An 11,327-nucleotide genomic window follows, 5' to 3' on the forward strand; every position below is an offset into this window, starting at 1 on the left:
TTCAGCACAGCACACCGCCCCAGATGATCGTCACGGTCTTGTCGCCGCCGTCGGAGGTGAACCGCACCTTCGAGGTGCTGCAGTACGGCGTGCCGTACGCGGTGACGATGGCCGAGCCGCCCGCGTTGATGCGGCCCTTGGTCGAGCTGAGCACGCCGCCCTCGGTGATCGAGGCGCGCCAGTGCACGGCCGCGCCCGGCGCCTTGAGCCTGATGTTCACGTAGAAGATGTAGTCGGACTGGACGCGGACCTTGGCGGGCGTCACCGCCAGCACCGGCCTGGCCACCCGGGTCGTGGTCGCCTTCCAGCTCGGCGCGAGGTCCTCCGCCGCCTTGGACCCGCTCTCCGACGGCGAGGGCACCGGGGTCGGCTCGGCGGCCGGCGTGACCTCCGGCTCGGGGGTGGGCGGGGGCGCGAGGTCCAGCGTGGGGGCGAGGGCCACCCCCGGCACCTCCCCCTTCGTGGAGCCGCCGGGCGCGGCGACGAGGGCCACCGCGACGGCGGACACCAGGGCGAGGCCGCCCACGGCGAGGGCGCGGTTGCGCCGCTCGCGGCGCCTGCGGCGGGTCAGGGCCTGCCTGTCCGGCGGCACGGCGTCTTGCGCCGGGAACTCGCCGGGCCGAGGCGGCGCGTCCGTCACCGCCGCGGTCGGCCGCCGGGGGGCCGGGTCAAGGTGGGCGACCTCCCTGGGCCTCGGCCACATCGGCCGCGAGCTCAGCGGGATGGGCCCCTCGTACGACCTGGGCGGCGGGGAGGCGTCGCGTCCCGGCCGCGCCGGCACGCCGGGCGTGGACGGCACAGGCGGCGGCGCGGCGGGCAGGGACAGCGCGGGCGGCGGCGCGGGGGGCAGGGACAGTACGGGCGGCGGTGAGGGGGGCAGGCGCGGCAGGGGCGGCGGCGCGGGGGGCAGGGAGCCGGACCAGGAGCCGGGTCCCTGGAGGCGGGCGAGCAGCTCACGCGCGGAGGGCCGCCGGGCGGGGGTCTTGTCCAGGCAGGCCTCGACGGCGCCGAGCAGGGCCCCGGTCAGCGCGGACAGGTCGGGCCTGCCGTTCAGGATGCGGTTGATCACCGCGGGCACCGAGTCCTGGCCGAAGGGGGCCCGCCCGGTGGCGGCGTAGACCATCGTGCCCGCCCAAGCGAACAGGTCGCCCTCGGGGCCGGGGACCGTCCCCGCCAGGTGCTCGGGCGCGGTGAACGGCGAGGTGCCCGCCGGCCGGCCGGTCGCTGCCGTGCCGTCCAGAGCGCGGCCGACCCCGAAGTCGATCACGCGCGGCCCGTCGGGACCCAGCAGCACGCATCCGGGCCGGAAGTCGCCGTGCGCCGCGCCCGCCTCGTGGATGGCCGCCAGGGCCGCCAGCGTGGCGGTCGCCAGCCCGGCCAGCTCGCCCTCGGGGCGGGGGCCCTGCCTCTCCACGACCTCCCACAGGGACGGGCCGTCGACGTACTGCCCGGCGTAGTACAGGCGGTGGTCGTGGATGCCGTACGCCAGGACGCGGGAGACGCGGGGATCGGTGACCCGCTGGGCCTGGCGGAGCTCGACGCCGAACGCGCGCCGCACCTGCTGGTCGTCCGAGAAACGCCGGTGCAGCAGCTTCACCGCCACCCGCTCGCCCGACGCGCTCTCGGCCGCGTAGACGACCCCCTGGCCGCCCTCACCGATCCGTCCGGTCACCCGATAGGAGGCGATCTTCGTGGGATCGGTGGGCCCCAGGGGCCTGAAAGCCGGCAAATGTGCTCTCCCTTGGCATGTGATGCTCAGCGCCGGTCCCCGAACCGCGGCGGCAAGATTCTGCCACGTTGGAACGTACCTAAGTACTGTTTTGTGTCATTGGCCACGATGGGCTCTCAGGCCCCAAAACGGACACCCCGGTGTGATCGCACCACCCTGCCACCTGGATAGGCTCAGGGCATGCGATCGTGGTCCGCTCCGAAAATCTCCCCCCTGCCCGGCGCCGGCCTTCCTCTCCGGCTCTACGACACCTCGGCGCGGGAGATCAGGGAGATATCCCCTGGGCCGGAGGCGCGTATGTACGTATGCGGCATCACGCCGTACGACGCGACCCATCTCGGGCACGCCAACACCTACCTGGCCTTCGACCTGGTGAACCGCGTCTGGCGGGACGCCGGCCACGGGGTCCACTTCACCCAGAACGCCACGGACGTCGACGACCCCCTCCTGGAGCGCGCGGAGCAGACGGGCATCGACTGGCGCGACCTCGCCGAGCGCGAGATCGAGCTCTTCCGCACCGACATGGAGGCGCTGCGCATCCTGCCGCCCGACGAGTACGTGGGCGTCACCGAGGTAGTGGCCCAGGTCGCCGAGCTGATCGGGCGGCTGAAGGACAAGGGCGCCACCTACGAGGTCGGCCGCGACGTCTACTTCTCGGTCGCCGCGGCGCCGAAGTTCGGCGCAGTCTCGGGCTACTCCGAGGAGCGGATGCTGGAGCTGTTCGCCGAGCGCGGCGGCGACCCCGCGCGCGAGGGCAAGCGCCACCCGCTCGACTGGCTGCTCTGGCGGGCCGAGCGTCCCGGCGAGCCGTCCTGGCCGTCGGACTTCGGCCCAGGCAGGCCCGGCTGGCACGTCGAGTGCACCGCGATCGCGCTGAACTGCCTCGGCAGCGGGTTCGACGTGTCGGGCGGCGGCTCGGACCTGATCTTCCCCCACCACGAGATGGGCGCCAGCGAGGGGCATGTCGCCACGGGGGAGTGGCCCTTCGCCAAGGCGTACGTGCACGCGGGCATGGTCGCGCTCGACGGCGAGAAGATGTCGAAGTCCCGGGGCAACCTGGTGTTCGTCTCCCGGCTTCGCACCGAGCACGACCCCATGGCGGTGCGGCTGGCCCTGCTCGCCCACCACTACCGATCCGACTGGGAGTGGACCGGCGACCAGATCGGCTCCGCGACGCGGCGGCTTGAGCTCTGGCGCTCCGCCGCGGGCCTGCCCGCCGGCCCGGACGCCCTGCCCGTGCTGCGGGAGGTCAGGGAGCGCATGGCCGACGACCTGGACACACCCGGGGCCCTCGCGGCAGTCGACGCCTGGGCCGCCCGCGCGTCCGGAGGGGAGGCGACCGACCCCGGAGCGCCCGCCCTGGTGCGCGCCATCGCCGACACGCTCCTCGGGGTCGCGCTCTAGCCCGGCTCAGTCGGTCGGGAGCAGCGTGCCGAGGGGCCCGAGGTCGAGGTTCAGGTCCTTGGGGGACAGGCCGAAGCGCTCGCACAGCTCGGTCATGGCCTCTTCCAGGCGCATCAGCGTCAGGCCGAGCGTCTCGATCTGGTCCTCGGTCAGGTCGCCCTGGTCCATGCGGTGCACGCACTGGCGCTCCACGAGCTGCCTGACGAGCTCGACCAGGGTGAGGACCAGCCGGGTCAGGTCGCGTTCGACCGTCTCGGGGTCGGTCTCGAGATGCCAGCTTCCCGAGCGTGACTCCGCCGCCTCGCGCCCGGCGCCCTCCGGCGCCCGGCGCACCCTCGCGGGCGCGGGACCGCGCGGCGCGGAGGGGTGCTCAGAGTGGGGACCGCTCATGCCGCACCCCCGTCTCCAGCGGTTCGGACGCCCGGACCGACATGATCAGGGCCCGCAGGGAGATGCGCACCAGGTCGATGTCGGCGATGGACAGCACCAGGTCGCCGGTGATCACGACGCCTCCCGCCAGCAGCCGGTCGAGGAGGTCCACCAGGGCGACCCGCTCGGCCGGCAGCCGTCCGTCGGCCGCCAGCCGGGCCCCTCTCGGGGCGAGGTCACGTGCCATCGCGCGCCCCCGCCTCCTGGCCGCCGGGCTCGGCCTCCGGGCCGCCCGGTTCAAGCTGGGTGAAGGAGTACGGCGCCCACGGGCCGGTGAGCTCGATCTCCATTCCGGGCCCGCGAAGCGCTTCCAGGGTGGCGGCGAACTCCTCGCTCAGGTCCTCCTCGACGAGGTAGGCGCCGTTCAGCAGCATCCACTCGTCGCGGCCGGACAGCTGCGGATCCTGGGGCCGGTGGCGCCTGCTCGCCACCGAGACGGCCGCCAGGGCCGCGTGGATCTCCTCGGCGCGCCGGGCCGCGTCGCGCCAGGCGTCGTCCCGGCTGCGCAGGCTCTCCTTGCGGCGTCTGAGGTAGTCGGTGCCCGGCCTCGTGGGAGCGGCCTCTTGAGCGCCCGGCTCCGGGGGCGGCGGCTCGGCGGCCCGCTCGGCGTACGCCTTCACACCCCACTCGCGCCGTCCGGCCACCTGCGCCAGCACCGCCGCGAAGTCGTCGCGCCTGCGGTCCAGCATGTCGCGGACCTGGTCCTCGCCGCTGTACACGGTCACCAGCCGCACAGGGGCGGTGGAGGCCGCCTCGGCGACGGCCTCCACGACGCGGTGGTGCGCCCGGGCCGTCTCGCCGACCCAGTCCAGATCCTCCAGCGAACGGCGCAGCGGCCCCTCCCCGAACTCCTCCAGCGGCACGGTGCCCACGTACGCGACAAGCCCGGCGTGCGCCACCGTGTGGACGGGCGTGCCTGCCACGCCCGTCAGGCCCTCCAGGGCGGCCGGGTCGAGGCGCTCCTCCTCGCGGGTGACCGCGTACAGATACGTTCCCGTGTCAGCCACCGCGGTCCTTCCGGCCGGCGCCCCGGTACGCCGTGTCGCTCTCGTAGGTCTCGGTCCCGCGCGCCCGCTCGATGGGCGGGAGCTCCTCCTCGCCCTCCACGGCGGCGAGGCGGCGGCGCAGGGTGCGGTTCTCCTCGACCAGGTCGCGGTCCTTGGAGCTGAGCCACGGGTCGTGCTCCCACCAGTCGATGCCCAGCTCGCGCGCCGTGTCCACCGAGGCGATCAGCAGCCGCAGCTTGATCGTGAGCAGCTCGATGTCCAGGAGGTTCACGCGGATGTCGCCCACGATCACCACACCCCGGTCGAGCACGCGCTCCAGGATGTCGCCGAGATTGCCACCGGAGTCACGCGCCACGGGCGCACGCGAGCCGTACGGCTGCGGCGTCACGCGCGCGGAGCGCGTCGGGTCGGACATGTCAGTACACCCCGCCCGTGTCGCCCTTGGCGCGCTTGAAGCTCCGGACCCTCCGGTACGACACCAGGTCGCCCTCGGAGTCCAGGTCCACCGCGTAGATCCCCAGGGTGTCGCCCGAGGACGGGACGCGGTGGTCCTCCACGACCTCGACCTCGACGGTCCACCCGTCGCCCGCGGGCTGCACCAGCGTGACGCCCTCGACGTCCTTGCCGGTCAGCTCGCTGATGTAGCGCAGCCCCGCCTGGCCGGCGGTGGCCGCCGTCAGGCGCCGCGGGGGCCGCACCCGTCCGGCACGGCGTCCCGGCGGCGGCCGCAGCTCGTCGTCCTCCGCCGGGGTCTCCTCGTCCACCGCGTCGTCGTACTCGTAGGAGTCGCCGCGCGCGTAACCGCCGGCGGCGCGCCCACCACGCTCACCGTGGGATCCGCGGCTCACGGGCACGACATCACTTCCTTTCGCCGCTCACGAGGCGGTCGCGCCGCTCAGGAGATCATCCGCTGGAGGATGTCCTCCATGGCGCGGGCCTCCTCCTCCTCGGAGATCAGGCCGGCGGCCCTGGCCTCCTCCACCTCCTCCAGTTGGCGGCGCACGGACGCCGGGTCGTGGAGCTGCTGGTCCACCTGCTGCTCTATCAGCTCGCCGAGCTTGATCAGCAGCTGCACCGGTGCGAGCGGCCAGCTGACGAGCATGCCGAACAAACCCATGTCTCAGGCCCTCTGTGTCGTGACGAAGTCGTAGGGCGCCTGGGGGCCGAGCAGGCGCAGGGTGACGCGGTCGGCCCACCTGCGGCCGAACTCGTTCAGGGCCTCCTCGAACTCCTCCTGCCGGTCGGTCTCCACCAGGACCGCCAGGTGTGCGGCGTCCTCCTCGTGGGTCGGCTCGCGGATGACGACCGCGACGGCGTGCGGCGCCAGGCCCTCGGCCAGGGTCTGGGTGTCGGCGTCCCGCTTGGCCTCGATCGACTGGTTGATGATCTCCCCGAGCCGGATCCGGGAGTCCCAGGTCGCCTCCTCGGGCAGGTCGCGGATCTCCTCGCGCAGCCGCCTGGCCTCCGGCTGCTCCTGGAGCACCTCCATGAGCACCGTCCCCTCCTCGTAGCGCGCCTTGACGACGTACTGGGCGCGGCCTTCGAGGTCTTCGAGCGCGGAGCGGAACTCGTCGTGATGGGGCGCCAGCAGTTCGTTGACGATCGCCTCCGGGCTCTCCATGACCGCGCCGAAGCGCAGCGGGAGCACCGGCACCTCGGCGGCGACGTCGTCGAGCAGGCTCTGGTGGGCCACGAGGTCCTGGGGCTTGCCGAGTGGCCGGTTCAGGCGGAGGTCGCTGATCAGCGCCGCGATGTCGTCATGGCGCACCAGCCTGATCTCGCCCGGCGGATCCCCGACGCCCCGGGCCTCGGGGGTCAGCTCGACGTCCGCCGGCAGGATCCCGTAGATGTAGGAGGCGGTCGCCTGCTCGCTCGGGGGCCCGGGCATGCCGGAGGCCTCGCCCGCCTGGGAGCCCTCGGGTACGTCCTGCCGGGTCTCGCGGGTGTTCTGGCCGGATCCGGGTGCCGCGGCACTTGGGGTCGAGCGGGCCATATCAGTCCTCCTCCCGCCTGCGCCTGCGACGCGGCGCCGGCTCTTCCTCGGGCTCGGTGATGAAGTCGCGGAGCTTCTCGCCCGCGGCCTCCAGCGCGCCCTGAGCGATGCCCTTGGTCTTCGACTTGGCGACGCCCTGCGTCATGTCCTGCATCAGCTCGGGAAGCCCCTTCTGGCCCTCCGCGAGGTCCAGCCGGTTCACCGCCTGGGCGAAGCGCAGGTAGGTGTCCACGCTGGCGACGACGACGCGTGCGTTGATGGTCAGAAGCTCGATGCCCACGAGGGCGACGCTGACGTAGACGTCGATGACGAGGCCCTTGTCGAGAATCGTGTCGATGACGTCGGCCAGTCCGCCGCCCGAAGACGACCGGCCGGCCGCTCCGCCCCCTGAGGGCTGCACGATGGTCATACGCTGCGCTCCTTGGTCTCGGTGTCTGCGGAGTGGCGGGTCATCTCATCGGCCCCTGGGCTCGGGCTCGCGGCGCCGCCGGGGAGGCGGCTCCTCGCCCTCGCCGGCCTCGGGCCTGCGCCGCCGTGCCGGCGGCTCACCGGGCTCGCCGCCCTCCGGCCTGCGCCGCCGTACCGGTGGCTCTCCCGGTTCCCCGCTCTCGGGCCTGCGCCGCCGGGGCGGGCCCTCCCCGGGCTCGGGCCTGCGGCGCCGTGCCCTCGGTTCCTCTTCCTCCGCCGGGACGGCGCCCCGGGTCTGGCGCTCTCCTCGCCTGCCCCAGGGACGGCGGCGCCGTTCACGAGGCTCCTCCGCGCCCTCTTCCTCTTCTTCCCCAGGCTCCGCCGCCTCCGCGGCCTCGGCCTCTTCGCCTTCCTCGCCCTCTTCGGGCTCCCGGCCCTCCTCGGCCTCTTCGCCCTCGTACTCGCCTTCCTCGGGCTCGGCCTCGCCACGCTCCTCCCGCTCGCGCTCCTCGCGCTCCTCTTCCTCGCGGAGGGCGGTCTCGTGGTCCTTGACGACCTCGCCCTCGTGGATGACGCCGCGCCAGCCCTGGACCTCCTCGGGGTGGGGCAGCACCTGCGTCATGATGTGGCGCCGGATGTGCTTGAACTCAAGGCGTGCGCGGCGTCCCTGTGCCCGCCACAGGTTGCCGATGTGCTCTATCAGGCCCTTGGGGTGGTACTCGAGGACCATCAGGACCCGCGTCATGTCGTCGGTGACCGCGTGGAAGGTCACCGCCCCGTCGACGTAGCCCTTCGCGGCCTTGGACCGCCAGATGATCTTCTCGTCGGGGACCTGTTCCATGATCGTGGACTCCCAGGTCCGGCGCGGGATGAAGATCTTCACCTGCCAGGTGAGCTTCTCGTCGCTGTCCTGGACCACCTTCTCGATCTTCTTGGTGAAGGTCGGCCAGTCCTCGAACTGCGTCCACACGTCGTAGACCAGGCGGACCGGGGCTCCGAAGTCGAGCGACTCGACGATGTTGGTGAGCTTGAGCTTCTTCTTGCCCGCCGCCCCGCCGAAGCCGAGCTTCTGCTTCAGGCCGCTCCAGGCCATCTTGGCAAGACCCTTGACCCTGCCCATCTTGCCTTCGGAGCCGGCCAGCTGGCCCAGCGTCTTGAGCCCGCCGCCCTCCGCGATTCCGGTCAGCTGCTGGGTGGTCTGCTCGACCTTGCGTTTCACCGCGGCGAGCGCCAGCTTGCCGGCGATGCCGGCGATGCCGCGTAGCTGGTGCTTGATCGGGCTGAGCAGCCCTCCGGCCGCTCCCCCCTTGCCCTTGTCCGCCATGGAAGTCACCCCCGGGTCCGGCGAATGGGACGGGAACGCGGCGGCGGCTGGTCACGGACCACACGACCGCGCGGCTCCGGCTCCTCCTCCTCGTCCTCTTCCTCGTCGTCCAGGGGCTCCCTCACTCCGCGTCCGGTCGTCCTGCCGCCCGCGGGCCCGCGCCGCGGGGGCGCCTCCTCCTCGTACTCCGCTTCTTCGTCCTCGTACTCCTCGTACTCGTCCTCGTAGGGCTCTTCCTCTTCTTCCGCGGCGGGCGGGCGGACGCGGGACCTGGCGGCGCGCATCCCGCCGGTCGCCCGGTCGCGAAGGCCCCTGACCCCGCCTCTCGCCGTCTTCGTGACGCCCTCGGCCGCGCCCGTCGCGGCACCGGCCGCGCCCGTCGCGGCACCGGCGGCGGCGCCGGTCGCGGTGCCCGCGACGTCCTCCAGGCCCGCGGCGACGTTGGCCGCGTGCTGCAGGGCCTCGGCACGCTCCTGGAGCTTGGTGCTCAGCGAGCCCACCTGCCTGCTCGCGGTGGCCTTGGCCGCGGCCTTCCCGGCCTCGAACAGCTCGCCGCGGACACTGCTGATGATCTTCTCCAGCTCCGGGGACGAGCTGACCAGCTTCAGTCCCTGCTCCAGCAGGTTCCCCCGGGTCCCGCCGAGCTTGCCCGTGGCTCCCGCCACCCCGAGCGCGACCGCGAGCTTGAACCGGCGATGCCGGCCGAGGAAGTAGCCGATGGCGACGGCCAGGGCAACCTTCAGTCCGCCTGTCACAATTGCCTCCTTCTCTGGCCTGCCGAATCGTCGATTGCCCTACCCCACCACATGGGCATGCAACGCTCATTTTCGGAAAAAAGGGACATAGCACACAGAGGATCAAGGTGTGCGGTGCCCGGGGATGCCGGGCCGTCCCGAGGCCGGCGGAGGAGCCCGTCCTACGCCATGGCCGCCAGGAAGCGCTCCCGCTCCTCGGCGGGGAGGCGGTCGCTGAACAGGACGCCGTCGAGGTGGTCCACCTCGTGCTGGAGCACCCTGGCCAGCGTCCCGAGGGCGCGCACGGTGACGGGCCTGCCGTGCATGTCGCGGCCACGGGCGACGACGGAGTAGGAACGCTCCAGCGGCCACCAGATGTTGGGGGCCGACAGGCAGGCCTCGTCGGCGACGACGGTGCGCTCCGACGCCTCGATGCGGGGGTTCACCAGGTGGCCCGACCTGCCGTCCACCTCGAAGACCAGCACGCGCAGCGGCACGCCGATCTGCGGAGCGGCGAGCCCGGCCCTGCCGGACCCGGCGCGGGTGGTGGCCTGGAGCGACTTGACCAGCTCGCGCAGGGAGCGGTCGAACTCCCTGACCGGGTCGGCGACGGTGCGCAGCACCGGGTCGGCGAAGAGCCTGATCGGCTGGACGCTGGTCATGCCCGCTCCTGGGGGGTGACGACTCCGTTGGAAGGTTCCCCAGAGGAGTGCCCGGTCTTCTGCTCAGGCAATCTTTGTTAAATCCATGTTGCCGCCGTGATGCCGGTGGATCACACGTTTCGCCGGTGCGTCCGACGTAACGCCGATATCTGACAACCGTCGTCAGACGGTGTGATCTTTTCCGGTACGTTCGGACCTCCCGTTTCACACCAAAATAGGAGGAACCGTGACGGCTGAGGCTGCGCGGACCGTGCCGGCGAAGGGTCGTTGGATAGCCGACTGGAACCCGGACGACCCCGGCTTCTGGGAGAGCCGTGGCAAGGGCGTCGCCCGCAGGAACCTGGTGTTCTCGATCCTCGCCGAGCATCTCGGCTTCACCCTGTGGACCGTCTGGAGCATCGTCGCCGTCAAGCTCGGCGCCTACCGTTTCTCCACCGACCAGCTCTTCTGGCTGGTCTCACTGCCCAACCTGGTCGGGTCGGCGCTGCGCCTGCCCTACACGTTCGCGCCCGCGAGGTTCGGCGGCAGGAACTGGACCGTCGTGAGCGCACTGCTGCTGCTCGTGCCCGCCGTGCTGCTGGCCGTGGCGGTCGGCGACCCGGCGACGCCGTACTGGGCCTTCCTGCTCATCGCCGCCACCGCCGGTCTCGGCGGCGGCAACTTCGCCTCCAGCATGGCCAACATCACCTACTTCTACCCCGAGAGGAGGCAGGGCTGGGCGCTCGGCCTGAACGCCGCGGGCGGCAACATCGGCGTCAGCTCCGTGCAGCTCGCCATGCCCCTGGTGATCACCGGGTTCGGGCTGGCGGCGGCCGGGCTGTTCTGGGTGCCGTTCATCGTGGCCGCCGCCGTCTGCGCGTTCTTCTTCATGGACAACCTCACCTCCGCCAAGGCGAGCGCGAGGGACCAGCTGAAGATCGCGGGCAGGGCCCAGACCTGGATCATGTCCCTGCTCTACATCGGCACGTTCGGCTCGTTCATCGGCTACACCACCGCCTTCCCGCTGCTCATCAAGAGCCAGTTCCCCGGGCACGCCTCTGCCGTCACCTGGGCCTTCCTCGGCGCCCTGGTCGGTTCCCTGATCAGGCCCGTCGGCGGGCGGCTGTCCGACCGGCTCGGCGGGGCGCGGGTCACGCTGTGGAACTTCGCCGCGATGGCGGCGGCCGTCGCGCTGGTCGCCTACGGGCTGGGCGCGAACAGCTTCGCCCTGTTCTTCTGCGCCTACCTGCTGCTGGTGGCGCTGACGGGGGTGGGCAACGGCTCGACGTACCGGATGATCCCCGCGATCTTCAAGGCCAAGGCGATCGAGGGCGTCCCCGCCGGGGACGAGGCGGCGCACGCGGCCGCCGTCGCGGCGGGCAGGCGGGACAGCTCGGCGGCCGTCGGGATCATCTCGGCGGTGGGTGCCTTCGGCGGGTTCTTCATCAACCGCGGCTTCGGCACCTCCATCGCGGCGACGGGCGGCGCGGGCGCCGCGCTCGCCGCGTTCGCCTGCTTCTACGCGGCCTGCGGCGCGCTGACCTGGTTCTGCTACCTGCGCACGGTGGGCGCCCGGATCGCGCCGAGCCTCGCGGCGGCCCGCGTCTGAGCGAGGTCCCTCACGGGGCGATCGCGGCGATGTGCGCACAGGCGATCCG

At 72.5% G+C, this 11,327-nt stretch carries 14 protein-coding genes; 2 read left to right on the top strand and 12 right to left on the bottom strand.

All coding sequences use genetic code 11. The features are described from left to right. Nucleotide 1: 1 nt before the first annotated feature. Nucleotides 2-1,672: a serine/threonine protein kinase gene (locus OG589_RS09630; protein WP_405148006.1), complete on the bottom strand. Its 1,671-nt coding sequence runs from the start codon at nt 1,670-1,672 to the stop codon at nt 2-4. Between the two features lie 237 nt (nt 1,673-1,909). Here OG589_RS09630 and mshC point away from each other — a divergent pair, with 237 nt between their 5' ends. Next, a complete protein-coding gene (gene mshC, locus OG589_RS09635) occupies nt 1,910-3,133 on the top strand; it encodes a cysteine--1-D-myo-inosityl 2-amino-2-deoxy-alpha-D-glucopyranoside ligase (protein ID WP_405148007.1) in 1,224 nt (407 codons plus the stop codon). Nucleotides 3,134-3,139: 6 nt separating this feature from the next. Here the strand turns inward: mshC and OG589_RS09640 are convergent, their stop codons facing one another. The 11 genes from OG589_RS09640 to def all read right to left on the bottom strand — a co-directional run bounded on the left by OG589_RS09640 (nt 3,140) and on the right by def (nt 9,690). Beyond that, nucleotides 3,140-3,523: a gas vesicle protein K gene (locus OG589_RS09640; RefSeq protein ID WP_405148009.1), complete on the bottom strand. Its 384-nt coding sequence runs from the start codon at nt 3,521-3,523 to the stop codon at nt 3,140-3,142. Continuing rightward, nucleotides 3,504-3,749, bottom strand: coding sequence for a gas vesicle protein (locus OG589_RS09645; RefSeq protein WP_405148011.1), 246 nt, complete (start codon nt 3,747-3,749; stop codon nt 3,504-3,506). Before OG589_RS09645 ends, OG589_RS09640 begins: the two co-directional genes overlap by 20 nt. After that, nucleotides 3,739-4,569, bottom strand: a complete 831-nt coding sequence (locus tag OG589_RS09650) for a GvpL/GvpF family gas vesicle protein (RefSeq protein WP_405148013.1) — start codon at nt 4,567-4,569, stop codon at nt 3,739-3,741. Before OG589_RS09650 ends, OG589_RS09645 begins: the two co-directional genes overlap by 11 nt. Beyond that, nucleotides 4,562-4,984, bottom strand: coding sequence for a gas vesicle protein (locus tag OG589_RS09655; RefSeq protein ID WP_405148015.1), 423 nt, complete (start codon nt 4,982-4,984; stop codon nt 4,562-4,564). The genes OG589_RS09650 and OG589_RS09655 overlap by 8 nt, the downstream gene beginning before the upstream one ends. Nucleotide 4,985: 1 nt before the next feature. After that, nucleotides 4,986-5,417 (bottom strand): gas vesicle protein, encoded by a 432-nt coding sequence (locus OG589_RS09660; RefSeq protein WP_405148016.1) that lies wholly within the window; start codon nt 5,415-5,417, stop codon nt 4,986-4,988. A gap of 47 nt (nt 5,418-5,464) precedes the next feature. Then, the gene (locus OG589_RS09665; protein WP_405148018.1) at nt 5,465-5,686 is read right to left on the bottom strand and encodes a gas vesicle protein GvpG; all 222 of its coding nucleotides are present in this window, start codon (nt 5,684-5,686) and stop codon (nt 5,465-5,467) included. A 3-nt stretch (nt 5,687-5,689) separates the two neighbouring features. Beyond that, nucleotides 5,690-6,562, bottom strand: a complete 873-nt coding sequence (locus OG589_RS09670) for a GvpL/GvpF family gas vesicle protein (protein WP_405148020.1) — start codon at nt 6,560-6,562, stop codon at nt 5,690-5,692. A gap of 1 nt (nt 6,563) precedes the next feature. Beyond that, nucleotides 6,564-6,971 (bottom strand): gas vesicle protein GvpJ, encoded by a 408-nt coding sequence (gene gvpJ / locus OG589_RS09675; protein WP_405148022.1) that lies wholly within the window; start codon nt 6,969-6,971, stop codon nt 6,564-6,566. A 45-nt stretch (nt 6,972-7,016) separates the two neighbouring features. Continuing rightward, nucleotides 7,017-8,294 carry an SRPBCC family protein gene (locus tag OG589_RS09680; RefSeq protein WP_405148024.1) on the bottom strand — a complete coding sequence of 426 codons (1,278 nt, stop codon included), beginning with the start codon at nt 8,292-8,294 and terminating at the stop codon, nt 7,017-7,019. A gap of 5 nt (nt 8,295-8,299) precedes the next feature. Then, on the bottom strand, nt 8,300-9,049 hold the full coding sequence (locus OG589_RS09685) for a hypothetical protein (RefSeq protein ID WP_405148026.1): 750 nt from the start codon (nt 9,047-9,049) through the stop codon (nt 8,300-8,302). Between the two features lie 161 nt (nt 9,050-9,210). Beyond that, on the bottom strand, nt 9,211-9,690 hold the full coding sequence (gene def / locus OG589_RS09690; RefSeq protein WP_405148027.1) for a peptide deformylase: 480 nt from the start codon (nt 9,688-9,690) through the stop codon (nt 9,211-9,213). A 226-nt stretch (nt 9,691-9,916) separates the two neighbouring features. Between def and OG589_RS09695 the strand changes: the two genes are divergently transcribed. Beyond that, nucleotides 9,917-11,278, top strand: a complete 1,362-nt coding sequence (locus tag OG589_RS09695; protein ID WP_405148029.1) for an MFS transporter — start codon at nt 9,917-9,919, stop codon at nt 11,276-11,278. Nucleotides 11,279-11,327: the final 49 nt, after the last annotated feature.

This window comes from Sphaerisporangium sp. NBC_01403 (assembly GCF_045040145.1).
In the GTDB taxonomy this organism is placed as follows: domain Bacteria; phylum Actinomycetota; class Actinomycetes; order Streptosporangiales; family Streptosporangiaceae; genus Sphaerisporangium; species Sphaerisporangium viridialbum.